Here is a 24,337-nt window from a genome sequence, read left to right as displayed (position 1 = left end):
TGGTCACTCGCGGTCTCGAAAATTGTCGGGGTTATATCAACCCGACCAGTTAATTATTCTGATTTATGGGGAAAAGGAACATGGGACAACAAACAAATCAAGTTGGTTGCCCTAGCAAGCTGAATGATGAGCTAATCGCTAAGGCAAAAAAGTATCTGTATGGCGGTTATGAATCAGTTGGTGATGTAATCCCCAGTGTTGCAGGATTGGCCTGTTATTTGGCTATCGCACGCTCAACCGCATATGAATATGGAAAGCAGTCAAGTGAGTTTTCGGACATCTTAGAGGGCATAGGAGCCATGCAAGAAAATAAGCTCATCAATAAAGGGCTGACAGGCGATTTTAATTCGACAATTGCCAAGATGATGTTAACCAAACATGGCTATTCCGATAAGCAAGAAATCGATCACCGCTCCCCTGATGGTTCAATGTCCCCCGCCAAAATAGTATTGGTTGCCGGAGGTCAACATGACGACAGCGAGAATTGAACTGCCGCCTAAACTCATTCCGGTGTTCAGTGGTGATTATCGCTATCGCGGCTCATACGGTGGACGCGGTTCAGGTAAGACTCGTTCATTTGCCAAGATGAGCGCTATTCGTGGTTACATATTTGCCGAGGCAGGAACTGAGGGCGTTATCCTCTGTGGACGTGAATTCATGAATTCGCTGTCTGAATCCTCAATGGAGGAAGTGAAGCAGGCCATCAAATCGGAGCCTTGGCTGGATAACTACTATGAGATGGGTGAGAACTATATCCGAACCCGAAACCGTAGAGTCTGGTATGTGTTCGCGGGATTGCGGCATAACCTCGACAGTATCAAATCCAAAGCCCGCATTCTGATAGCGTGGATAGACGAGGCTGAATCAGTATCCGAAGTTGCATGGAGAAAGCTAATCCCGACAGTACGTGAAGCAGGCTCTGAAATTTGGGTAACATGGAACCCTGAAATTAATGGCAGTTCGACCGATAAACGTTTTCGCAAAACACCACCAGATAATGCCTGCATCATCGAAATGAACTACGACGATAATCCGTGGTTCCCTGATGTACTGGAACAAGAGCGGGCGAATGACCAGTCAAGACTGGATGCCTCCACTTACGCTTGGATTTGGGAAGGTGCCTATCTGGAGAACTCCGATAAGCAGGTGTTGGCAAATAAATACAAGATTGAAGCCTTTCCTGATGATCTGTGGCAAAACGCTGACAGATTACTATTTGGGGCGGATTTTGGCTTCGCTAAAGACCCTAGCACCCTACTCCGTATGTTCATCTTAGATAACTGTCTGTATATCGACTATGAAGCATACGGTATCGGGGTGGAACTCGATCACATGCCTGCGTTCTATGACCAAGTGCCTGAGTCTCGCAAATGGCCTATCAAAGCCGACTCTGCCAGACCGGAAACGATCAGCTATCTCAGGCGGCAAGGATTCAATATCTCAGCAGCGAAGAAGTGGCAAGGCAGCGTAGAGGACGGTATTTCTTACCTGCGTGGCTTTAAGCAAATTTTCATTCACCCACGCTGTAAGCAGACCGCCAAAGAAGCCCGGCTCTATTCCTACAAAACCGACAGAATCACCGGCGAGGTACTACCTGTTATTGAGGATGCCAATAACCATTGTTGGGATGGTATCAGGTATGGGTTGGATGGATATATCAAGGGTCGAACAACCGTATGGGACATTATGTCATGACGAAAAAAACTATGATAGGCCGCCTGACTGATAGCCTCCAGAGTATGCTGACCTCACTCGGTGAACGGGTGGCGTCAATCAGGTATGCAAGCAACAAGGCGGATGTACAGGAAAAAGAATTGCTCGCCATGTACAAAAGCTCATGGATAGTGCAGAAATATATTAACAAAACTGCTTATGACATGCTGAAGCTGCCCCGTGAATTATCCGGTGATATCGGCGAGGAGCTTAAAACGCGGATAGAGGATATTGAGCGTGAGCTGGATGTATACGGTATTTATCGCGATGCGCTGACATGGGCGTCATTATTGGGGGATTCACTCATTGTAGCGGTGACAGATTGCCCGGATGAGATGATTGGTGAACCACTCAATCTCCAGTCAGAAAATATTGTTAAGTTTCTGGTGGTGCGGAAAGGGGAATACTCTCCTGCCAGTCAGGTGATTTCAGATATTGCTTCGTCACACTTCGGACATCCGCAAACTTATCAGCTTAACATTGGCACCCAGCAACTGAAGTTTCACCATACCCGCTGTCATCGGACAAAGCTAGGCCAGCATAGCATCAAGGATATGCCTAAGTTCGGAACATCAGATATTCAAGCACCCTATGAAGCCATCAAGATTTTTGACACCACGGTTGTCAGTACGGGCGATACCATCCAAGAGGCGAACGTTGATGTGATCTTCCTGCCCAACTTAAACAGTCAGATTGATTCAGGGCAGGAGGCGCAGGTTATCGAATATGCCCGTGTGATGAAGCAAACCAAATCCGCAACCGGCCTGATGCTGATGGATGCGGGTGACGGCACAATGCCGAGCCGCTATGAGCAGAAGAATGCACAGTTTGCCGGGCTATCTGAAGTGATCACCAAAATGATGAACGTACTGGCAGGTGCACTGGACAGGCCGATTACTATTCTGTTTGGTCAATCAGCGAGTGGGTTTGCCTCTGGTGAAGAAGATAACAAGGCGTACTACGAAACGATTAACGGTTTGCAGGAGGCCAGATTGCGGCCTATGCAGGATTTCGTTGATCAGTTCATTCTCGACAAACTGACAGCACAAGCGGAAATCAGCTACACCTATCCCTCTATCTACAGTGTGAATGAAGCGCAAGAAGCGAACCGGTTCACACAATATGCCACAGGGTTTACCACCATGGTTCAGGCGGGTTTTCTCCCGGAAGATACCGCCTTACGTGAGATGGTAGCGCGCGGTGTACTGACCACTGTTACGGAGGCGGATATTAGTTCGTTAGGAGGGGTAAATAATGAGCAATGGAGCTATCAGTCTGGCGGAGATGCTGGAGCGTAAACAGGGGCGACTTAAATCCCGCAATCGGCTAATGCGCCCCCCCACTCCCAGCAAGCGAACGGAGGTATGGTATCGTGACCAGTTAATAGCGTTTATCAAAATGATGCAGGATGTTGTAATAGAAGACCTGCAAAAACCGATACTTAATGATGCCCCCTTCGAATCCGTCCTCTCGATAACCGCACGACTCTCACGAGCAATCCAAAAACTGGCGAATATGTCGATTCTCGATATGGCTCGTCGATTGTCATTCGGCATGGTCAGACGTGCTAATGACCAGAATAAGTCTCAGACGCAAAAGACATACAAGGCAGCGTTTGGCATTGACCTAACAGGAATGTTGGGTGATGGGGCGGTCAAAGAGCATCTCGAAAATGCAGTAAAAGAGAATGTCGATTTAATCCAATCCATACAGACGGATTTTATCAACGATATTGGGGAAAAGGTTTTCGCTAATCTAACCAATGGTGGGCGGCATGAGAACTTAGTGTCGCTTATCCGTGAACGTGGCAATGTCACTCAGAATCGGGCGAAGTTTATTGCCCGTGACCAGACAGCGAAACTGAATTCCGCATTAACTGAAACCCGCAGTAAAACACTTGGCCTTGATTTGTATGAATGGGGCGGTGCCGGTGATGAGCGAGAGCGTGCCAGTCATTTTGTGCTGAATGGCAAAACCTGCAAATACTCCGATCCGACCGTCTATTCAGAAGATGGTGGCAAAACATGGAAAAAGCGCTCAGGTATCAAAGGGTATGAGGGCGCGCCCGGCACCGATTACCAGTGTCGTTGTGTTGCTCTTCCGAAAGTCTCATGGGATTAATTCATGACGTGGAAACGAACACCGCAGGGTTACGTTGTGACCACTGCGCGGATCACCCGTGCTGGCCCAGTGCAATATTACGGGCATGAAGTCGGGTTAACCGGTAAAGATATCAACAAAAAAATTACCATTCACCGCACTCTCGAAGAACTTTCCAGACCTGAAACCCTGCAATCTTTTGAAGGCCAGACATTAACACTGACTCACCCGGATAGCGGCGAGGTGCGGGCTAATGAATGGAAGAATAAAACAATCGGCCACATTCAGAATGTCAGGGCAGACGGCGATTACATTGTCTGTGATGCCTACCTGAAAGATGCCAATGCTATTCGGGTGCTGGAAGATAAAGGAATACGGGAGCTATCAGTGGGTTATGAACCTGCTGAATTGGTCGAGAAGAATGGTGAGTTACATCAAATCAATATTCGCGGCAATCATGTTGCCGTAGTTGCTGAGGGGCGCTACGGCGCTGACATTAGATTAAATGACAAAAAAGGTACACCGATGAAAACATTGAAAGATGTTATTGCATTACTAAAAGGTAAGCGCGTCAAGGATGCGGAGGGGCAACCGCTGACCGAAGATGAGCTGATCGGCATGATTGCGGCGCTGGAAAAAACGTTACAAGAGCTGGAAGGTAACGCAACACCCGAAGCTACCGCTCAAGCACAGGAAGTGGTAGCGCAACTGGCGGAGCTGAAAGCACAACTGGAAGCCGCGAAAGGTACAGGTACGAGTACACCTCCGCCAAATGATGAAGATCCGAAGGCTGGTGGCACTGACGATAAAGACGCCCGCATTACTGCGTTGGAAGCTGAAAACAAACAGCTCAAAGAGGAAAACGCCTCGCTTAAAGAGGAACTGGAAAAGCTGAAAGGTGATAACGAAGCCAGCGCCACGCTGAACGATGCTAAGACTCGTTTCCCGAAAGTGAATTTCAATGACAGTAAATCGGCGCGCGATGTGCGTTCAGCCGTATTGCTGAGCACGCATATATTTACAGATGCTCAGGTTAAAGCCATGACTGACGACGAAATCCGCGCGGCATATGCGACTGTTCAGGCAACATCAAAACCACGTAGCAATATTGGCACGCATTTATTCAACGATGCAGCCTCTACGAAAAAACACGATTTCACCAAGCAATTTGGAGGTAAATAATGTCAGGTAAGAATCTTTATCTCGGTAAACGCTGGTTCGCCGGGCAGGTATCGCGTGCGGGCGAGTCCGGTATTGTTGCACCGTCCTATATCAATGCGGATGACAAAGCCATTTTGGGCGGTCGTTTCGTTGCGATGGGTGACGCAGTTCAGACCTGCCGGAATGTGAGTGCAGCCAGCGACAGGATCCTCGGTGTATCCATGGTCATTGGTATTTTTCATGAGTTCAAACCTAACCGAAACTTATCAGTGATGACATTACCTCACGGTTCTGAAATCGTGGTTCAGATGGCTGAGGACAGTGAATTAAAAATCGGGGACACCGTTTCTGTTGTCGTAAAAGGCAAAGACGCAGGCACAGCAAGCCATAACGGTGATATCAAAACGCATTTCTATGTCACTGACGTCAACGGCTCATTAGCCAAGATCATGCGCAGTGAAGTTATTAATCAAGCCGGTGGCACAGGAGCAGGGGTGTAACTATGACAATGGAAACAGTAGACATTCAGGACACACTAGAGCAGGTGGCGGTTGAGTTTGACAACACCTTCGAAAAACAGGAATACCCTGACGTTCAGTTGGGTAAGTTCATGACCATTACCCAGAAAGGTAACGTACAGACCACGGATGTTTTGTACGGTCAGGAGAAAGGAACTCAAGATCTGGATAATGGCCTAGTTGATGAGAGTACGACATCTATTGAACTGGAAGATGTTCACATCGAAGGCAAAAAGATGGGTTACATCGACTGGGCGAAAGGGGTTGTGTACACCTCGCTCGGCGTTGAGCGTGCAAAGCGGTTCGGTATTCAGTTGGATACGACCAAGCTGGAAAACTTGCGCGGTGTTTGTCTGCGCACTATCCAGAAAACAGCCCTGATTGGTCATGCTCGTCGCCGTGATGTAACTGGGATGATGAATAATCCGGCGGTTAACATTGAGGATATGACTAAGCAGAAGCCCATTTCCGCGATGTCAGGCTCTGAGGCGCGGGCATGGTTCATTGATCTGATTAAGCTGGGCTATAACGCCAGTGACCAGATAGTGATGCCAGATACTATCGCAATTGACAGTATGGATTTGTTGACGCTCTCCGGTCTTTATGATGCCTCCATCACCAATGGTGCGACCAATATCAACGCACTGGCAGCGATTAAAGAGGCGCTGCGTGAATTCGCCCAAACCGAGATCAGTATCATCGGTGTCCCTATGGGATTCGCTCAGGGGATTGGTACAAAAGGCGCTAACCGCGCTTGTGTTTACACCAATAAAGAAGACACGATATTTACTGACTGGGCGCGTGCACCGACAACCGGTTCTGTCTTCCAGCGCTCCTCACTGAGCTGGGAGGTTCCACTGGAAGCGCAATTTACCGGCGCGATTATCCGTAAGCTCGACAGGTTCATATACGTCGATTACAAAAGCGCATAACCACAGGGGGTAACAATGGATTTTCTCACCCGTTACCCCGAATTTGCCAACGTTGATAAGCATCGCATTGAGCTAGCCCTACAGGATGCCGCTGACCAAATAAGTAGCAAAGTGTGGAGAAGGCTCTATGAGCAAGGGCGGCAGGCTTTGGCTGCTCACCTCCTCTATGTCTCTGGTGCATTAACCCGCAGCGGTAACAACAACGGAAAACCCGTACAGATAGCGATGAGTAAATCGGCTGGTGGATTATCCATCGGCTATTCTGCGCCTGATGCGGGATTCACGGCTAACCATGAGGGTTATGCATCCAGTACCTACGGGCAGGAGTATTTGCGCCTGCGAAAATTAGTCTCCCGGCATATGTTGGTGGTGCGATGATTAGAAACTCTGGCAATTTTAACGGGGCGGCACTTAAATCTTTAGAAGCCAAATTGCGCGAACTTTCTCCATTTCGCGTTTATGTTGGCGTACCTGCATCAAAAAATCAGCGGGATGACGAAACAGGGATAAGTAACGCAGAAATTGCAGCGGCACAAGAATTTGGTGTTCCGGGGTATATTCCTGAACGCTCTTTTTTACGTTCAACCGTGGACGAAAACAAGGAGAAAGCGGCGAAATTATTGGCTAATAGTATCCGTGAGACACTATTGACGGACGGTGATAAAACAGCACCGTTTGCGTTGGTTGGCGAAAAAATGGCAGGCGAAGTTAAGCGGAAAATTCAGGCGGGCATTGAACCAGCACTTAACCCGAAAACGGTGAAGCGTAAAGGTTCATCGAAGCCGCTTATTGATACCGGTCAGTTAGTTCAGTCCATTACTTACGAGGTGCGCGAAGATGGATAGCTTTATTGATGACATCTTCGATGATGATTTCTTCCGGCAAGAGCAGGAATTCACCTCATCCGATGACAACAGACGAAATCTGGTCTGTATTATTTTTCCTGCCGGAACAGAAGACTTACAGATCCTGCCGGAGGGTGATCGCTATAACCCTACCATTAAGGTGTTGACACAAGAAGAAGTGAAAGTAAAAGACCTTCTCTTTTGGAATGGTCACCGTTGGCGAATTATCACTAACGCGCGTTGGAACGACTATGGATACTACGACTCTCTCGCAACTCGATATGAGGGCAGTCAGACAGATGATAGCGACGGTTTTGAAATTACCTGAATCTGTTGTACTGGATGCTGACGGTGAAACCGATGTGTCTGATATACAGTCATTTATCACTGTGAATCGGGTAACATCGGAATTAATGGGTGAAGAATACAAGTTCAATGCAAGGAAAGAAGTTGAAATTATCACCGTCACTCGCGAAACCCTTATCTCTGTTAATGCCTTCGGCAAAAATGCCTATCTCATTATTGAAAAATTCGCCTCTGTTCTCAGAACCAGCTACGCACAATCCCTGCTTACTAGTATGGGGGCTGGGTTGGTCAGGAAATCCCAAATCCGTAACCTGCCAACTGCTATTGCAGGGGGTAAAGAACAGCGGGCGCAAATTGATTTAACTCTCTCTCATATCCACCGGATAGAAACGCCGATTAATCAGGCGAAAACGGTTGATATTACTGTCTATGAGGATTAGCAATGAGCTTATCTATTAAAGAGGTGGTCAATGCTCAGATCATGCCACAGGCAATGGCGGCGCGTCGTCGTGATCTGAGTATGGTTGCCATTTTCACCCCTGAAATCGGGAGTGCGTTCACGGATGACGCAACACGCTATGTCATTGTGTCCGGCGCTCAGGATGTGGCGAATCTGTTTGGCACACAATCAGAGGTATATAAAGCAGCGCTATCATTGTTTTCTGTGCGACCTACGCCGAAACGCGCCTTAATTGGTCGTTGGGCTAAAACAAAACAGGAAATTCCCGCAACAGCCAATGCGTTGAAAGGCTCTACTATTTCAGTAGGCATCAACGCATTCAAGGCCATCGGTGATGGTTCAATGATGCTGAATGTCGGCGGAAAAGGTGTTCTGTTGTCCGGCCTGAATTTCAGAAAAGTCATTGATTTCACTGATATCGCAACCGTGTTACAAAAAGCGCTACCTGAAAACAGCAACCTGACGGTCACTTGGGATACAATAGGTCATCGTGTCATTATTCAGGCACAAACGGCAGGGGAGTATCCGGCAACTAAATTGGGTTATGTCACAGATCCAAATACCGGAACCTATATCGGCAATCTGCTGAAATTGCAAGACGGACAGGCCGCCATTGCTATAGGTAAAGTCGCTGTCAGCATCGAGCAAGAATTACCCTCCGAAGCGTTGCATAAACTCCAGAACGTTTATCAGGACTGGTACGGTGTATATTTCGCTGATGCTATCACCGATGAACAATTGGATGATATGCACACATGGATTACAGCAGTTGATATGAAAGTCGGCGCATATACGGCATTGCGTGATGAGTTGCTTGACTGGAATAACGACAACATTTTGAAAAAACTCTACGACAAAAACTCCGGTCGTCTGATGGTGGAATACAACAAAACAGGTGATGACCATGCCGCCGTTTCGCTGTTGGGTATCTCACTCTCGACTAACTGGAATGCGCAAAATTCCGCAAAAACCGTCAAATTCAAACAACAAACGGCTGTCCGTTCTGATGACCGGGTAACTTTATCAGATGCTGAAAAATGCCGTCGTCTGGGCGTCAATTTTTATACCGATTATGACGGTGTATCTATGATTGCTGAGGGCGTCATGCTGGGCGGCGTGTTTATTGATGAAACCGTAGGTCTTGATGCGTTTTTGGATGCGTGCCAGAAACAGGCATTTACAACATTACAGGCGAACCCAACCAAAATACCACAGACAGATAAGGGGCAGGCCATGTTGATCGGTGCTCTGACCGTCATTGGTAATGAGTTCGTGCGTAATGGATTTCTGGCGGGTGGACTCTGGCGCGGAAATGATATCGGTGAATTGACCTATGGTGACAGGCTGGACGAGGGGTTCTATTTCTATTCTGATAGCTACGACCTGCAATCACTGGCTGACCGCGAATCACGTAAGGCCATGCCGATTATGTGCGCGATCAAATTAGCCGGAGCGATTCACTCCGTTGATCTGCTAATCCAATTCAACCGCTAAGGAGCGAAAATGGCTCACTATAACCATTCACAGGCAATTCTAACCATCTCCGGTTATGAGATTTCAGGGTTTGAGAACGTGGCAGATGCGCTATCCATTGCGCCGGTCGGTGATGATGGTGATATCACGTATGGAGTCAATGGCAATGGGGTGTTCGTTGCCACGTGCAATCAAGGGATGGTGATAATCATCAAACTACTCCAGCACAGTGCAGACAACGAGTACCTAAACAAACTGCGTAATATCCAGATCAACACACCAAAAGCCTTCTCGCCACTGCATATTTACTACAAAGACACGATGAATGGCGACGAGATTATGCTGGACAGTTGTTACTTTACCACTCCGCCCACAATTACACGCGGAACCGCACATAACGGCGTCACGTGGACACTAAAAGCTACGCGCTCAACCATGAACCTCAAGAAAGGACTGTATAACTAATGAACATCGATAACATCACTTACGAGCACCGTCAGAGCAATTTTATTGAAGCGAAAAATCACGCTTTAAAATTAATTGGCCTGCTTAAAGGTTGCATCTCAACGAAAGGGGATAATGTGGATATTGATATCGGGGCGATTGCGGCCAATATTGGCTCACCGGAAATGCAGGGTGTTGAGCAATTCGTGTTTAAGTACGTCACGGCAACGGATGAAAATGGAGAAACCCTTTTGCTGCAAAAACCGGATGTGTTTAACAGCCACTTTAATACTCACCGCTCGCATTACTTCCAGTTGATTTTTGACGGACTGAAATTCCATTTTGCGGATTTTTTGCCCGCTGGGGTCGCATCTGCGAAAAATATCAATCTCTCAGCGATCCTCAGCAATTAAGCACATCCTCCGATGTGGACTGGTTGAAGATGACACCGGTCTTACGCGGAAAATACACAGGCCATGACCTGAGAACCACCGCCACCCTTGAAGACATACTGGACTTCCACGAAGCCCACGTTGAAGAGTTGCTGGCACAAAAGAGGGCAAATGATGCAGATAGAAGAACTGCTCGTTAGTATCGGTGTTGATACGACACAGGCTGAGAAAATCAAGGATGTCGTTATTGCCCTCGCTGCTGCTGCGACTCAGGTCGCGTCTCAGGCTAACCGGATTAACCAGAATCTGGATGATATCGGCAATAACGAAGCGGACAATATTGATGAGGCTGGCAAGAAGGCCGAAGCCGTCCGCGATTCACTGAGTAAGCTCAAATTACTGGCAGCAGGTGTATCGGCAGCCGTTGGTCTTGCCTCTGCTAAAATTATGGGCTTTCTTAACGGGGCGCTGGCGGGGGCGAAAGAGCTGGCTGAACAAAAGGGACTGTTATACGACATCTCAAAGCAGGAACTGGCACAGGCAGACGAATATCAGGAGGCGATGAAAAAGACGGGGCTGTCGATTGAGTCCATTAAGACCAAGATTGCGCTGAACCTCGTGCCTTCGCTAACCGCTATTGTGAAGAAGTTCAATGACTGGATAGCCTCAAACAAGGAACTCATCACCAAAGGATTAACCGGCGTGATTAAAGCTGGTGGCAAGGTCATTCAGGTGATTACCAACTCCGTGAGGGTGGTGGATAAAGTTATCTCCGGCACGATTGGCTGGAAAAATGCCCTGCTGGTACTGGCAGGCGTCTTGGCGATAGTGAAGCGCGGTATGATCATGGCTTTTATCACTAATCCCGTTATGTGGGTGATCGCCGCTATCGCAGGAGTATTACTGTTACTGGATGACCTGATAGTCTACCTTGATGGTGGTGATTCATTGTTCGGTGATTTCTGGGGTTCCTGTATCAAGTGGATTAAGGATGTTAAATCGTGGTGGGACAGTCTCTCTGGTGAGATGAAAACTTCCATCAAACTGCTCAGCGGTATGCTGGGAGTAATGTTTAGCGCCAATATGTTTCTGGCAGTCACAAAAGACGTAGGCGGATTTGCTAAGGCACTTGCGTGGCTGTTTTCCCCGCTCACCTCAGTTGCAAAACTCGCCATGTCCGCAGGTCACGCCTTTATATGGTTGGGGCGGGCTTTATTGATGAATCCAATCGGGCTGGTGGTCGCCCTGATTGCCGGACTTATCTATGTGCTGTATGACCTGTATCAGTGGATCACCACCGGTGAATCTGCGTTTGGTAATCTATGGAAAACGATAGCCAAAACATGGCAGGAGATTAAGCGGCTGTTCCGGGATGGCTTTAGGTATATCCTCCGGCAGTTTGGTATGAGTGAGCGGGATGCTAACCGGTTCGTTGATAAACTGGGTGAGATATTCAGCGCTATCTGGTACTGGCTCACCTATCCGTTCAGAGCCGCCTTCAAACTGGTCAAAGGGCTGTATGACATCTTCTCCGATGATTCGACCACATGGACACAGAAACTCGGAAAAATCTTTGACCTGATTTGGGATCTATTGACTACGCCGTTCAGGGAAGCATTTAAGTTCATCCTGAGTCTGTTCGGGCTGAATGAACAGGACGTAACGAAGTTCGTTGATGATATTGGTAAGCGGTTTGCCAAGGTCAAGGAAATGATTAAGAAGCCGTTCAAGGAAGCGCTTGACTGGGTGATGGATTATTACAATAAGGTGGCTGCTAAGATTCAAGCAGTAAAGAATTTCTTCACTGGAGATAAGGAGGAGGAAGAGTCTACGTTTGATCTTAGCAATGATGAGCTTAAGAATATCCAATCCAGTATCAACGCTGGTAATGGCGCCACGATTGGTCAGTCTATTGCAAATGTTACCACCAGTAACAATAGTAGTCAGACAACAATCCGACAAGGGGACGTGAATGTCACGCAACACATTACTGCTCCATCACCAGAAAAAGCCGCCAACTATTCTAATGCTGGTTTCAGCAAAGCATTAAAAAATGCTGGTTATAATACGAAAGGACAGCTAGCTAACGGATATGGATAATATAGCTCTTAAATGGTTTAATTAATCATCAATTCTATTTTAAGAGATTTATTATGAAAAAATTGTTCTTGCCAATTATTTTAACTGTATTCTTGGTTGGATGTGGAGAAAAGGAGCTGAAAATAGACGCCTCAAGCTCCGATGCTTTAAAATCTTCTACACAAAAAATCTACCTATCTCTTGATAAAGATGAAGCGAATAAATTCAAAAGTGCTGTTCTTGATATTGGTTTAATTGCTAAGGCAGTAACTAACAATGAAGAAGACAAGGTAAAGGCAATCAACAAGATGATCGGAGGCAAAACAGCCATTGAAATCATTGCAATGGGTGAGAAGATGAATGAGAAGAAGTAAAGCCCCTTACGGGGCTTTTTTGTTGGCACTGAGGCAAGAGGATATTATTTTTTAGTTTTTATAGGCTCTTCATACCTCGGTGGTATGTGTTTGGTTATATTATCCAGTGCTTCCTGAGCAATTTTAACCTGTGTATTAATTTTCATAAATCTGTCTGTGTCTGTGTCTTTTGTTATTCCATGCAACAGACTAATTTGCATTTTTAATTTCTCAATATCTTCATCTTTTTTCTTAGACTCGCTTTCTGATTTTAACGCCTTAGCTATCCGCGTATAAATATCGTCAGATGAAGTGGCTACAAAAAGCTTTTCAATCTGCAATGACATATCAATGTGATAAATGACCTCTTGCTGAAGGCTCCGCTTCGATTTCTCTGCCTTCTGTTCCAACGCTTCCCTTAATTCAGGTGGCATTCTTAAAGGGTATGGCGCTATACGTGACATTGTTTGACTCCTTTAGACTCACTATTCGGCAGTGTAGATAGTAAATATATGTTTGACAAGTGAATCCTTTCGATCCATCATTTTACTATAATAAGTTAATTCAAAGGAAAAAAGAGAATCATTATGAGTCACCCAAAAAGAATACAACCATATCCGCTAAGAATGCCGCCCGAAGTTAGGGAATGGTATGAGGAAGAATCCAACCGCAATGATCGTTCTTTAAATGCTGAGATTGTAAAAATACTGAGGGACAGAATGAATAGAGCAATAGGACAAAGAAAAAATGCAGCCCAATAAAGACGAAACCCCAACTGCGCCAACAGTTGAGGCTTCTAATTTGTCAGTAACGTTCGAAGAAACCAACGTGTCAACCCATAACAGAGAGTGACAATATGAATAATGTAGCAAATAAAAATCTTCCTGTCATTGCAGGCGTAGAAATCACTACCGATTCAGAAGGTCGTTTTAACCTGAATGCTTTGCATAAGGCGAGTGGACAACAGCAATCAAGAGCACCTAGCGAGTGGGTTAAATCAGATGCTATTAAGTCATTGATTCTTGAGGTTGCAAATTTAACTCGTGGAAATCCCCTAGTTAGAAAAGAAGGTCGTTATGGTGGTACTTTTGCACATGAACTTTTAGCAGTCTCATATGCAGGGTGGATCAGTCCAGCATTCCAATTGCAGGTGAACCAGACTTTCATTGATTATCGTTCAGGGAAATTAGTACCAGAGAAAAGCAAGTCAGGCTTGCCTGAATACCGCCGCGCCAGAACGCTGAAAATGTCAGTTGATGCTATCAGTAGCCTGTTTGACCTAATGCCGAACCTGAGCAGTGAAGCGAAACAGTGCGCAGCAGCCAATATTGTTAATCCTATTGTTGGTTTTGAAGCAGTCCCTCTTCCTGTGCTGGAAGAAAAATACTACACAGCAGGTGAAGTAGGAAAAATGCTGGATGTGTCAGCAAACAAAATCGGACGGGTTGCCAATGAACACAACCTTAAAAATGAACAACACGGTAAGTTCTTTTTGGATAAATCCGCTCACTCAAGTAAGCAAGTGGAAGCATTCCGTTATAACGAGAACGGCATTAAGGCGCTGAGACATTTAATTCACGGTGTAGAAGTAGCGTAAGAATTGCGCCAAGGATGGCGATCAAATACTGATCTATTCAATAGAGTCAGCCAATCTAACAGTGATTGTTGGTGATAACAATATGTATTTACGCGTATTACGTGTGTAATTGGTTGAAAATTCGAGAGGCCTCTCAGTTCACGGCTGAGAACCTTTACAAAACGTTACAATTACGTAATAAATATTGTCGTCCTAAAACAGCGAAGCCCCAACGCAGATCAGGCAATCGGGGCTTCTAATACAACGTCTACCACTCTTGCAGGAGCATAGACAATGACCATTATAGCAACTAACAGCGTTAGTAAAACTATTAATGTCCCATTTTATGGTTCAGATCTCTATGTCGTTAATTATAACGGTGAACCGTATGTACCAATGAAACCAATTGTTGATGGAATGGGGCTAGCGTGGCAGTCTCAATTAGAGAAGCTAAAAACACGTTTCTCTAAAGGTATCACGGAAATCGTTATACCTACAAAAGGCGGAGCGCAATCAATGAGTTGTCTAGCCCTCCGTAAACTCGCTGGCTGGTTAGCGACTATCAGTCCCAATAAAGTTAAAGCATCAATCAGGGATAAAGTTATCCGGTATCAGGAAGAGTGCGATGATGTGCTTTATGAGTATTGGACTACTGGTGAGGTTAAAGCGAAAAAACCTCAACCACCTAATTTCAGATACATTATCAAGATGGAAGTTTACGACAAGCATCTCGATAAAACTGAGACTTTTACTGGTGGAACTGAGACCCCAAAAGGGATTATTGAAGGATTGGCAAAGCGTTATGGATATTACATTGATAGCATGATCTCGTTACCGATGAACGCATTCTAACCCCAAGCTATGGACGGCTAATTTCGATGATTTTATAATCAATGAGTGCTAAGATTGGGGTAGATAATCATTAACTCAGTATACGGAGAGGTAAACATGGGAGTGGTTATAACAAGACTTGAGGCTTTCGTTGTAAATGTTATCCATGATGACATGTGGGTCGCTGAGTGTGATGAACTTGGGTTGGTTACAGAAGCTAAAACTTACGATGAACTGACAGAAAAAGTTTGGGAAATAGCGCCTGAGCTTTATGAGATTAATGGACTTGGCGATCATTCTGAGGTTTTCCGCCTTAAGTTCGTCCAAGAACAATCATCTGATTCCAGGATGGCTCTCTGATGGGTTCCGGCTTATATCCGCAACTAAAAGAAATTCTATTAGCACATGGCTGTTACTTTGTAAGACAAGGCAAAGGCAGCCATGAAATATGGCGTAGCGATATAACCAACAAAGCATTTAGTGTGCCATATACAATAGTCTCTAAGCATACCGCTAACTCAATTCTGAAACAGGCAGGCATTAACGAGAAAATTTAATTTCTGCCATATAACATTACTGAATAACAGGTCGCAAATGCGGCCTTTTTATTGGATCTGACTATGGACTTACTCAGCGGTTTTAACACCACACGCGCATCAGTAATAACGCGCTCTATAGGTGAGTTTCAATTTGACTGTGTGGTTATAGAGAATCACAGTTCGAATTTACGCATTACTGAGAACCCTATCGAATCAGGGGCAGCAATTGCTGATCATGCCGTTCTGGAACCGAAAGAAATAACTATTGCCGGAATTATGGTGGGTTACCAACCTCCTCAGTACTTCAATGCGCTAGTTGGTGGTGATTTTTCCGCTGCGCTGGATAAATACCCACTTCCTGTAGAAATCAGAGCTATGACAAAACAGGCTGAATCTATGGTAAATCGTTATATGTCAATGGGCGCATCCATACTGGAACAAGTCGGTTATAGTCGACCTGTAGCGCCGTGGCTACCTAATTATCAGGGGCGTGCTAATGACAGCTCGCGAACACTGGATAGGGTCGGCTCAGCCTATAACGACTTATTGAACCTCCAAAAACTCGGCGAACCCATTACTGTTATGACTGGCCTGAAACAGTATAAAAACATGATGATTGTTAGTATTAGCGTAACCCAAATGAATGAGGGTGCGGCTGAGTTTAGTCTTACATTACGCGAGATCTTTATCGTGGAAACGCAGACAGCTCAGGGATTACACCCTAATCTGAAAAAATCAGCATCGAACAAGGTCAATATGGGAAAAACCCAACCAAAATTGGTAGATGGAAAATCCTCTGCTGTTTTTAAGATTAATGAAATGGCTGGTGATCCTATCGGTGCGACTAAACGGTTTTTGAATGGGCTTTTGGGAGGTAACTGATGATATATGAAATACCCGTTTCAACTGACGAAGTTCAGGAGCAATCGTTCACGCTGTTTGAAATGAATCTAAAATTTACCCTGTATTTCAATTCAATTTCTAACGGGTGGCAGTTTGATTTACTGGATACCAACTCAGATTACTACATCGCCCAACGGTACGGGATGGCGGTAAACAGCCCTGTGCTTTTCACTAAAAACCTACCATTCATCATATTAATGAGTGATGGCTCTGGATTAGGGATAAATTCAGTCCGGCGTAATGAAATGGGAAAGCGGCTAAAAATCTATTTTGTCGATAAAGAGGCATGGCATGAGGCAATTCGGACGACAGGTTAAACTGAATATCGGCAACACTAAAGAGTCTATTGAAATTACTAATCTGAGAGTCGCCTTCGAAATATCTAAAACCATTGGTAGCGAACCAAATCCGGCCACAATCCAAGTGTGGAACCTCAATCCCTCACATCGCAATTTAATTACCAGTAAAATTTATAACCGTGTCAGTCTGGCAGTCGGTTATGAAGAACTTCGAGTAATCTACATGGGTGACATCATTGAGGCGATAACACAGCGGGATGGGCTGGACTTCATTATCCAGTTGACGTGCGGTGATGGCTACGAAGCGTACACGGGCGCATTGGTCAATAAAACGTTGGCGGCGGGTGCGACTGATACCAGTATTCTGGCTGAGGCCACCAGATCGATGAGGGTTGGTAATGGTGTGGTGGATTTACCGAAAGACAGAGCACTGCCGCGCGGCAAAGTTCTAACCGGAAATGCACGCGACATTATGCACAAAATCGCCCGTAATAACGGCGCTGACTGGTCAGTGCAGGATGGCAACATGACTGTATTACCTAAAAGTAAGGTGCTCGCCGATAACGAGGGGTTCGTTCTGTCTCAGGAGGCGGGAATGATTGGCAGTCCAGAGAAAACCGATGATGGATTATCAGTGAGTTGTTTACTAAATCCGGTTATGCGGATAGGCGGACTGGTGCGGGTTCAGTCAATTATTCCTGAATATAGCGGTGATTACAAAGTTACTGCCTTAGAACACTCCGGCGATTTCATGGGTGACAACTGGACAACCAAAATCACCTGCATTGGTGGAAAATATCAGAAGGTGGAAAAGAAAGATGGACAAATACCCAACACTGCTTGATGTCTTGGATAGAAAAGCGGAAAACGAGCGCCTTGATATCCATACCGCCTTACCTGCCCGCGTTGTCTCATTTAATGGCCACACTGCCACAATCGAACTGATGATTAACCAAATATTGCGCAATGGTGAGGTACTAGAATTGCCACCGCTGGTGGATGTTGTTGTCCAGTTCCCGCGAGCAGGTGGATTCTGTTTCACTGTACCTGTGACATCCGGCGATGAGGGGCTGGCGATATTCTCAGAGCGTTGCATCGATGGCTGGTATGCCACGGGTAATAAATCCGTACCACTGGATGCGCGATTGCATGACTATTCCGATGCGTCATTTATCCCTGGCATTTGCAGTCAGCCTAAAAAAATCCTTGATTTCTTTCATGGCGGCGCTTCCATGCAAACGGATGACGGCTCAACGTTCATTCGTATGACACAAGGGACAATCACCATTCTGGGTGATATTGAACATCTGGGGAATAGTAAACAAACCGGAAATCACCAACAGGCCGGAAATTGGAATCAGACCAGCGGCAACAGTGAATCCAGTGGAACAATCACAGCGGCTAGGGTTATTGGTGGTGGGGTGGATGTTGAAAACCACACGCACCCTGATTCACACGGCGGCAATACGGGGAGGCCAAATAAATGAGAGTGAGGCGGTTAGATAATCATCATGACTGGACATTCGGGAACGGTCGCAATGACTACGCTACAACCTCCGAAGCTATCGCGCAGTCAGTAAAAACCCGGCTGCTTTCCCTGCACAATGACTGGTTTTTGAATCCCGATCACGGTATCCGCTGGTTTGATTACCTGCGTAAAAATCCTAATTTGATGGCAATGGAATCTGAATTGAAAGGCGCTGTACTAAATACGGATGGTGTGACAGAAATTACCTACTTCGATATCAAAATCAGCGCAGATAACCGCCAGTCACAGATTGGCGTGACCTACATTGATATTTACGGACAAAAAAACGAGGTCAATACTTATGCTCCAGATCACTGAAACAGGAATTGTCATTGACCAACTGTCCGACATTCACCAACGGCTAGAAACAGGTTTTAAACGCATCTATGGTGAGGATATTAATCTGGATGCTGACTCTCCTGATGGTCAGATGGTGGGGTTATTCTCTCAGGAATTAGCTAATATCAATCAGATCATTGCATTTATTGCACAGATGTTAGATCCCTACAATGCGACTGGTGCATGGTTAGAGCAACGAGCGATGTATGCGGGTTTGGTTCGTCGGGGGGCTGAATTTAGCTATCTGGATGACGTGGTGATGACGGGTGCTACAGGCATTATTGTTCCTAAAGGCACGGTGCTCACAGATAATAACCGCATCAAATGGATAGTTCTCAATGAAGCGAAGTTAGATAACAACGGCTCAGCCCGCGTCATTCTGCGCAGTCAGGAACTGGGCGCATTTAGTCTGCAAGCCCAGCAAGAGCTACAACTTGTTACAGTGATCGTTGGTATTGAAAAAATTATCACAACCAAAGAGGCTAAATCTGGCAGTGAAGAGGAAACAGATGGCAACTTCTTGACTCGGTTTATGCGTTCACACTCCATCAACAATCATGACGACAGGCAGGGAATAGAGGCGGCACTACTTGACCTACCAGATGTGAAACAGGCGCGCGTTTATGAGAATGACACCAATCAGACCGATAAAAATGGCGTATCGCCTCACTCTATGAATGCGGTTGTCATCGGTGGTCGAGATGAAGACATTGCATTAGCCATACTCAAAAAGAAAGTTGGCGGGTGCGGCTTAATGGGAGTCATCTCATGTTCATGTAACTACTCAGGTACAGAGAGAACAGTGAAATTCGACCGCGCTGAGATGGTTGATATCAAGGTCAGGGTTGTCATTGACCGCATAAACGGATTTCAGGATATCGATACTGACGGTATTAAAAAATCATTGGCTACTACTGAATTTGCTATTGGTGAATCAGTATATGCTATGCGGTTAACATGTAACGTTAATTCTATTTCTGGTTTTTACATCAAATCAATCACAGTCAACAACTCTGACATAGCCGCTATAGGAGTTAGGCAATGCGCTCGCATTAAACCTGAAAATGTGGAGGTGTTGATTGAATAAAAAACCCGAAGATTTTCTGATATGGCAATACAGAGGAAAACCGAAGGCTCGACAAACCGTCGAGCTTTTATTTTCTGAGAGCAAAATAGTTTTCCAGTCAGCCGTAAAATTAGCCGAAATATTGGATATCGATAAATCAGTTGGGTATGGATTAGATCTCATTGGTCGCCATGTAGGAATTGGCAGGACAATGAAATCATTTGTACCAAAAGATTATTTTGGGTGGCTGGGTATTGCTGGCGCGTTAGGATTTAATAATGGGTTATTTTATCGCTATGGTGACTCGTTACAGAAATCCGTCAGATTGGATGATTCGGATTATCGTTTTTTTATCCGAGCAAAAATTATCAAAAATTTCCAGCGACCGACCATTGTCGGAATTACACATTCACTACAACACTTATTAGGGGAATATTCATTTGTCATCGATAACTATGACATGACAATGAATGTTGTTGTTCCTGCTAATTACCTGACTCCATTTCGATTACACGCCATTTTAAAACTCGACATCCTGAGTCGGCCTATTGGTGTGCGCTACCAATTTGTTGTTATTAACAGTGACCATCCCTTCGGTTGGGAAAATGATAGCCATGCTTTCGGTTTTGGCGACGGTCAATTTACGAGGATTATCAATGTCAATCATCAATAAACCCGATTACAAAATATTTGCCAATGATGCAAAAACAGGGGAAATAGAAACATTTCCTGACGTTCTGCGTGGCTGGGGGGTCACCATTGATCGCACGGCAGGAAAACCACCAATGGAATGGTTTAATGCCATCGGCAAACGCACCGATCAATGGCTAATGTATTTATCCCAACGCGGAATTTCTGAGTGGGATGCATCTGTAGATTATCCACAATATGCTGTAGTGCAACACGCAGGACAATTCTATACAGCTAAACGACAAACTAGAGGTCAACAACCGGATAAGTCGCAAAATGAGTGGATGCTGTTTGTAGATGCAATCGGTATTGCAAAATCCACAACCGACGCCCTACGACACGCCAACGACAATGCCAACTCTCGCCTCGAAAAATCCCGTAACGGCGCAGATATCCCCAACAAATCTGAGTTTGTGAAAAACCTCGGTTTAACGGCAGGCTCGGCATTACCCGTTGGCGTACCGATTCCGTGGCCGTTAGCAACCCCGCCTGCTGGATGGATGCAATGTAACGGCGCTACGTTTACCGCAGCACAATATCCAGAGCTGGCGCGTGTATATCCATCACTAACATTGCCGGATTTGAGAGGTAAATTTCTGCGCGGCTGGAACGGCGATACCGGCGACGATGCCGGACGAGAACTATTATCGATTCAGATTGATGCGATTCAAAATATTGTCGGAACATTTGGGCGAACGCAGCTTTTTCAGGGTGTCAGCGCCTCGGGTCCATTCACACAATTGGGGCATGTTCTGTCATCTGGACTAACACCATCGACTGAAATTACAGGATATGGGGCCGTAAATTGGATATTTGATGCATCCCGTGCGGTGCGCACAGCAATGGAAACCCGCCCCATAAACATCGCATTTAACTACATTGTGAGGGCAGTATAATGACGGCAAAATTAGACAAAAATCATATCGCCACTGTCGCAGGTAATATTACTGTTTATAATTATCACAGCGAAACGCGAGAATATAGTTCTGCATCTGTGGAGTTTTTACTCGTCGGTCTGGGGATTCCGGCTCACTCGTGTATTGATGCGCCGGGTGACCACAAACAGGGTTATGCCATTTGCCGAACGGCAGATTTGTCCGCGTGGGAGTACGTCGCAGATCATCGTGGTAAAACCGTTTACAGTATTGAAACAGGTGCCGCACAGGTGATTACAGCACTCGGTGATTATCCGTCGAAAACAACACCAGAGGCACCCGCAACACCGTTTGATAAATGGAATGGCAAACAGTGGGTAACAGATATTCAGGCACAACGCCAGCATGAACAGCAACAGGCGGAATCCCGGAAACGGCAATTGTTGGATACCGCCAGAGCCAAAATTGATATTTATCAGGACGCCGTTGACCTCGATATGGCAACCGACGCCGAAAAATCCGCACTCACCGAATGGCGCAAATATCGGGTACTGCTCAATCGGGTGGATTGCGCTACCGCGCCCGATATCTCATGGCCAGAACAGCCGAAATAAATACAGGGGCTGTGTGCCCCTAAACACTATTTTGATTCAGCTAATTTCCGTTGCTGTTGATTCCAAATAGAATTTTCCGGCATTTGTACACGAACGGAAATAAATCTACCACTGGGAATATCAATTGGGTCGCCGTCGGCATAGCCCTCACGTACATTTCTGGCGAATGCGGGGGCATCTGCATGTTCACGGTGATAGGTCATTAATTTGATAGAACCATCCGGCAACACCTTATAGTTTACCCAAATTAGCGGCAATTTATTTTTGCACAGCGGTATATCAACCCCACCATCAACACCGCCCCATGCCGCATCGGCATTGAATCCCAGCACGTTTTTGATGAGGTAAACGCCCTCGGACAAACGCTCCACGATAGCACCTTCAGACTCGTTATTGGTTTCAAATTTACCCTCACGCCAAATTTTGATAATGGGCGAGGCTAATTTCAGGTAACCATCCCCGGTTATCCAGCAATTAGCGCCTAAAACGATGGCGGTTCCTTTGCCTTCCGGAAAGCGCACATCATGCCATTGGGAATTATTCCAAGTGTACGCTATGTGGGGACCGCCTTTTGTTGATTTCAATGCAATAGCTGCATTTCCCGACTGACAGTACACTTCGTTCGTCACAGTTAGACGATTATCTACTATTAACTCGCTCTGAATACGTTGTTGATTACCGTTAATCAGATCAGTTCGAATTACCTGGTCCATGAAATTTAGGTTGCTCACAAACACCGATTTATCGGTAATGTCCGCACCGTTAGCGTATTTGTTTAACGCGTTATATGCCCTATTAACAGTATCTTTTAACCCTATGTTATCAATAAATTTTGTTTTATCCTCAATATCTGCCCCATTCGCTTTTTTGGATAAAGCATTTTCCGCCAGTCGCTGGGTTTCTGCCAAACCGAGGTTTAATGAAATCCCACAATAGGCCGATTCGTGCATTAAAAACGGGTAACTGACTGTTGAACGCGTTGAAATTCAACAAATTACTAGTTCAATAAATGTGCAAAATGTGAGTTTGGAGGGATATGGGGATGGATGGGGGAAATTTAGGCGGTTATTGGGGTGGGATTTGAGGTTGGGAGAATGCTGAAGAGTATAAAATAAACTCACAGAAAGTTGCCAGTTGAAATTATTCAATTGATTGATTACTGAGCAATGAAAAACTGTTGAGATTAGGATATAGATAGTAAACTAAGAAATAAGAAAATGAGCAGTGTTTTGAGATTGTGTACATATCTGTGTACTTTTAAGATGTTTATAAGTTTATTTTTTGTATATTTATCAGGTGGTTGATTGTTTTGTTTGTTATATCCATTTAACTAAGGGGGCCAATGGAACGCAGTATACCTGTTTTTCTTGTCAGAGATAAGGTATAACAAACTGTTTGCCTATATAATCACCACTCTTTTTGATTACCATTAATGAAAGATAGGCAGTATATTTTACATATTGGGTGCAATAGCTGGTATACAGCGCGATAATTGATATCTAAAAATAATTATATGGAGAACAGTATGAAGTATAGTCTGAGCGGGGTTGCTCTTACAGCCGTCTTACTTGCAGGATGTGCCAGTTCATCGAATACGATGGAGCAGGGGCGTTCTGATCCGCTGGAAGGGTTTAACCGTGCTATGTTTAACTTTAATTATGATGTTCTCGACCCATATGTACTGCGCCCGGTTGCTGTAGCCTGGCGTAATTATGTGCCAATGCCTGCACGAAATGGCATTGGTAATTTTATGAGCAACCTTGAAGAGCCAGCCAGTATGGTAAACAGTTTCTTGCGTGGCGATGTTCATGAAGGTGCAAAACACTTCAACCGTTTCTTTTTGAATACGTTGTTGGGAATGGGGGGGCTTATTGATGTGGCTTCCATGGCTAATCCCAAACTGGCAAAAGAAGATCCAATGCGTTTTGGTAGCATATTGGGATACTATAATGTGGGGTATGGCCCATATGTTGTTTTGCCCGGTTACGGCAGTTTTACATTGCGTGATGAGGGCGGTAACCTTGCGGATATGACTTATCCTGTATTGAGTTATCTTACGGGATGGGTGTCGGTAGGCACGTGGATTTTCCAAGGTATAGAAACCCGCGCTCGCTTGCTGGATTCTGACGGCTTGTTAAAAAATTCTTCAGATCCTTATTTGATGGTGCGCGATGCTTACTTCCAACGCCACGATTTTATGGCCAATGGAGGTAAGTTGGAGCCAGAAAAAAATCCTAATGCGGCAAGCATTCAAGATGAATTGGATTCCATAGATTAGTTCGTACTTATAATCAAAAAAGG

At 45.4% G+C, this 24,337-nt stretch carries 33 protein-coding genes and 1 pseudogene; 32 read left to right on the top strand and 2 right to left on the bottom strand.

The features are described 5' to 3' along the window. Positions 1-80: 80 nt before the first annotated feature. From WDV75_RS13940 to WDV75_RS13860, 17 genes are read left to right on the top strand one after another with little or no spacing between them, the layout of a single operon-like run. Entirely contained in the window at positions 81-488 is a 408-nt protein-coding gene (locus tag WDV75_RS13940) for a DNA-packaging protein (protein WP_273571680.1), read from the top strand. Further along, on the top strand, positions 469-1,695 hold the full coding sequence (locus WDV75_RS13935; protein WP_273571681.1) for a PBSX family phage terminase large subunit: 1,227 nt from the start codon (positions 469-471) through the stop codon (positions 1,693-1,695). The genes WDV75_RS13940 and WDV75_RS13935 overlap by 20 nt, the downstream gene beginning before the upstream one ends. Further along, entirely contained in the window at positions 1,692-3,011 is a 1,320-nt protein-coding gene (locus WDV75_RS13930) for a DUF1073 domain-containing protein (protein WP_273571682.1), read from the top strand. Before WDV75_RS13935 ends, WDV75_RS13930 begins: the two co-directional genes overlap by 4 nt. Continuing rightward, positions 2,968-3,834: a phage minor head protein gene (locus tag WDV75_RS13925; protein WP_273571683.1), complete on the top strand. Its 867-nt coding sequence runs from the start codon at positions 2,968-2,970 to the stop codon at positions 3,832-3,834. Before WDV75_RS13930 ends, WDV75_RS13925 begins: the two co-directional genes overlap by 44 nt. 3 nt (positions 3,835-3,837) lie before the next feature. Then, positions 3,838-4,995, top strand: a complete 1,158-nt coding sequence (locus tag WDV75_RS13920) for a DUF2213 domain-containing protein (RefSeq protein WP_273571684.1) — start codon at positions 3,838-3,840, stop codon at positions 4,993-4,995. Next, entirely contained in the window at positions 4,995-5,474 is a 480-nt protein-coding gene (locus WDV75_RS13915) for a structural cement protein Gp24 (protein ID WP_273571685.1), read from the top strand. The genes WDV75_RS13920 and WDV75_RS13915 overlap by 1 nt, the downstream gene beginning before the upstream one ends. A 2-nt stretch (positions 5,475-5,476) precedes the next feature. Beyond that, a complete protein-coding gene (locus WDV75_RS13910; protein ID WP_273571686.1) occupies positions 5,477-6,424 on the top strand; it encodes a major capsid family protein in 948 nt (315 codons plus the stop codon). 15 nt (positions 6,425-6,439) lie between these two features. Then, positions 6,440-6,802, top strand: coding sequence for a DUF4054 domain-containing protein (locus WDV75_RS13905; RefSeq protein WP_273571687.1), 363 nt, complete (start codon positions 6,440-6,442; stop codon positions 6,800-6,802). Then, positions 6,799-7,269, top strand: coding sequence for a hypothetical protein (locus tag WDV75_RS13900; RefSeq protein WP_273571688.1), 471 nt, complete (start codon positions 6,799-6,801; stop codon positions 7,267-7,269). The genes WDV75_RS13905 and WDV75_RS13900 overlap by 4 nt, the downstream gene beginning before the upstream one ends. Further along, complete coding sequence (locus WDV75_RS13895; protein ID WP_273571689.1) at positions 7,262-7,597, top strand: hypothetical protein; 336 nt, start codon at positions 7,262-7,264, stop codon at positions 7,595-7,597. Before WDV75_RS13900 ends, WDV75_RS13895 begins: the two co-directional genes overlap by 8 nt. After that, the gene (locus WDV75_RS13890; protein WP_273571690.1) at positions 7,521-8,015 is read left to right on the top strand and encodes a phage neck terminator protein; all 495 of its coding nucleotides are present in this window, start codon (positions 7,521-7,523) and stop codon (positions 8,013-8,015) included. The genes WDV75_RS13895 and WDV75_RS13890 overlap by 77 nt, the downstream gene beginning before the upstream one ends. Before the next feature lie 2 nt (positions 8,016-8,017). Then, positions 8,018-9,529 carry a DUF3383 domain-containing protein gene (locus tag WDV75_RS13885; RefSeq protein WP_273571691.1) on the top strand — a complete coding sequence of 504 codons (1,512 nt, stop codon included), beginning with the start codon at positions 8,018-8,020 and terminating at the stop codon, positions 9,527-9,529. Positions 9,530-9,538: 9 nt separating this feature from the next. Beyond that, entirely contained in the window at positions 9,539-9,973 is a 435-nt protein-coding gene (locus tag WDV75_RS13880; RefSeq protein ID WP_273571692.1) for a phage protein, read from the top strand. After that, positions 9,973-10,365 carry a phage tail assembly chaperone gene (locus WDV75_RS13875; protein ID WP_273571693.1) on the top strand — a complete coding sequence of 131 codons (393 nt, stop codon included), beginning with the start codon at positions 9,973-9,975 and terminating at the stop codon, positions 10,363-10,365. Before WDV75_RS13880 ends, WDV75_RS13875 begins: the two co-directional genes overlap by 1 nt. A gap of 29 nt (positions 10,366-10,394) precedes the next feature. After that, positions 10,395-10,544, top strand: coding sequence for a hypothetical protein (locus WDV75_RS13870; RefSeq protein WP_193757196.1), 150 nt, complete (start codon positions 10,395-10,397; stop codon positions 10,542-10,544). Then, on the top strand, positions 10,516-12,444 hold the full coding sequence (locus tag WDV75_RS13865) for a hypothetical protein (RefSeq protein ID WP_273571694.1): 1,929 nt from the start codon (positions 10,516-10,518) through the stop codon (positions 12,442-12,444). Before WDV75_RS13870 ends, WDV75_RS13865 begins: the two co-directional genes overlap by 29 nt. 53 nt (positions 12,445-12,497) lie before the next feature. Beyond that, positions 12,498-12,797, top strand: coding sequence for a DUF6694 family lipoprotein (locus WDV75_RS13860; RefSeq protein WP_273571695.1), 300 nt, complete (start codon positions 12,498-12,500; stop codon positions 12,795-12,797). A gap of 44 nt (positions 12,798-12,841) precedes the next feature. Here the strand turns inward: WDV75_RS13860 and WDV75_RS13855 are convergent, their stop codons facing one another. Then, positions 12,842-13,240 carry an Arc family DNA-binding protein gene (locus WDV75_RS13855; protein WP_273571696.1) on the bottom strand — a complete coding sequence of 133 codons (399 nt, stop codon included), beginning with the start codon at positions 13,238-13,240 and terminating at the stop codon, positions 12,842-12,844. Between the two features lie 123 nt (positions 13,241-13,363). On the opposite strand from WDV75_RS13855, the gene WDV75_RS22160 reads away from it, so the two are divergent. The 14 genes and pseudogenes from WDV75_RS22160 (at position 13,364) to WDV75_RS13790 (ending at position 22,036) form a co-directional block, all read left to right on the top strand. Continuing rightward, entirely contained in the window at positions 13,364-13,537 is a 174-nt protein-coding gene (locus WDV75_RS22160) for an Arc family DNA-binding protein (protein WP_422399052.1), read from the top strand. 95 nt (positions 13,538-13,632) lie between these two features. Next, the gene (locus WDV75_RS13850) at positions 13,633-14,373 is read left to right on the top strand and encodes a KilA-N domain-containing protein (protein WP_273571697.1); all 741 of its coding nucleotides are present in this window, start codon (positions 13,633-13,635) and stop codon (positions 14,371-14,373) included. 273 nt (positions 14,374-14,646) lie between these two features. Beyond that, positions 14,647-15,036, top strand: a pseudogene (locus WDV75_RS13845) (phage antirepressor N-terminal domain-containing protein); the annotation flags it as partial. Between the two features lie 264 nt (positions 15,037-15,300). Next, on the top strand, positions 15,301-15,543 hold the full coding sequence (locus WDV75_RS13840; protein WP_273571698.1) for a DUF1902 domain-containing protein: 243 nt from the start codon (positions 15,301-15,303) through the stop codon (positions 15,541-15,543). Then, positions 15,543-15,740, top strand: a complete 198-nt coding sequence (locus WDV75_RS13835; RefSeq protein ID WP_273571699.1) for a type II toxin-antitoxin system HicA family toxin — start codon at positions 15,543-15,545, stop codon at positions 15,738-15,740. The genes WDV75_RS13840 and WDV75_RS13835 overlap by 1 nt, the downstream gene beginning before the upstream one ends. Positions 15,741-15,803: 63 nt before the next feature. Continuing rightward, a complete protein-coding gene (locus WDV75_RS13830; protein WP_273571700.1) occupies positions 15,804-16,604 on the top strand; it encodes a phage baseplate protein in 801 nt (266 codons plus the stop codon). Beyond that, positions 16,604-16,942 carry a phage baseplate plug family protein gene (locus WDV75_RS13825; RefSeq protein WP_273571701.1) on the top strand — a complete coding sequence of 113 codons (339 nt, stop codon included), beginning with the start codon at positions 16,604-16,606 and terminating at the stop codon, positions 16,940-16,942. The genes WDV75_RS13830 and WDV75_RS13825 overlap by 1 nt, the downstream gene beginning before the upstream one ends. After that, the gene (locus WDV75_RS13820) at positions 16,917-17,768 is read left to right on the top strand and encodes a phage protein (protein ID WP_273571702.1); all 852 of its coding nucleotides are present in this window, start codon (positions 16,917-16,919) and stop codon (positions 17,766-17,768) included. The genes WDV75_RS13825 and WDV75_RS13820 overlap by 26 nt, the downstream gene beginning before the upstream one ends. Continuing rightward, on the top strand, positions 17,743-18,411 hold the full coding sequence (locus tag WDV75_RS13815; protein WP_273571703.1) for a Gp138 family membrane-puncturing spike protein: 669 nt from the start codon (positions 17,743-17,745) through the stop codon (positions 18,409-18,411). Before WDV75_RS13820 ends, WDV75_RS13815 begins: the two co-directional genes overlap by 26 nt. After that, on the top strand, positions 18,408-18,770 hold the full coding sequence (locus WDV75_RS13810) for a hypothetical protein (protein ID WP_273571704.1): 363 nt from the start codon (positions 18,408-18,410) through the stop codon (positions 18,768-18,770). The genes WDV75_RS13815 and WDV75_RS13810 overlap by 4 nt, the downstream gene beginning before the upstream one ends. After that, the gene (locus WDV75_RS13805; protein WP_273571705.1) at positions 18,754-19,878 is read left to right on the top strand and encodes a baseplate J/gp47 family protein; all 1,125 of its coding nucleotides are present in this window, start codon (positions 18,754-18,756) and stop codon (positions 19,876-19,878) included. Before WDV75_RS13810 ends, WDV75_RS13805 begins: the two co-directional genes overlap by 17 nt. Then, on the top strand, positions 19,871-20,530 hold the full coding sequence (locus tag WDV75_RS13800; protein ID WP_273571706.1) for a DUF2612 domain-containing protein: 660 nt from the start codon (positions 19,871-19,873) through the stop codon (positions 20,528-20,530). Before WDV75_RS13805 ends, WDV75_RS13800 begins: the two co-directional genes overlap by 8 nt. Beyond that, a complete protein-coding gene (locus WDV75_RS13795; protein ID WP_338860003.1) occupies positions 20,514-21,443 on the top strand; it encodes a tail fiber protein in 930 nt (309 codons plus the stop codon). The genes WDV75_RS13800 and WDV75_RS13795 overlap by 17 nt, the downstream gene beginning before the upstream one ends. After that, positions 21,443-22,036 (top strand): tail fiber assembly protein, encoded by a 594-nt coding sequence (locus WDV75_RS13790; protein ID WP_273572380.1) that lies wholly within the window; start codon positions 21,443-21,445, stop codon positions 22,034-22,036. The genes WDV75_RS13795 and WDV75_RS13790 overlap by 1 nt, the downstream gene beginning before the upstream one ends. A gap of 26 nt (positions 22,037-22,062) precedes the next feature. On the opposite strand, the gene WDV75_RS13785 is transcribed toward WDV75_RS13790, so the two are convergent. Continuing rightward, entirely contained in the window at positions 22,063-22,986 is a 924-nt protein-coding gene (locus tag WDV75_RS13785; protein ID WP_338860000.1) for a hypothetical protein, read from the bottom strand. Between the two features lie 575 nt (positions 22,987-23,561). On the opposite strand from WDV75_RS13785, the gene mlaA reads away from it, so the two are divergent. Next, positions 23,562-24,314 carry a phospholipid-binding lipoprotein MlaA gene (mlaA, locus tag WDV75_RS13780; RefSeq protein ID WP_273558253.1) on the top strand — a complete coding sequence of 251 codons (753 nt, stop codon included), beginning with the start codon at positions 23,562-23,564 and terminating at the stop codon, positions 24,312-24,314. Positions 24,315-24,337 lie beyond the last annotated feature (23 nt).

The organism is Xenorhabdus griffiniae (genome assembly GCF_037265215.1).
GTDB classification, from domain to species: Bacteria; Pseudomonadota; Gammaproteobacteria; order Enterobacterales; family Enterobacteriaceae; genus Xenorhabdus; species Xenorhabdus griffiniae.
Note: the sequence above shows the minus strand (reverse complement) of the source record. Positions and strands in the feature narration are given on the sequence as shown.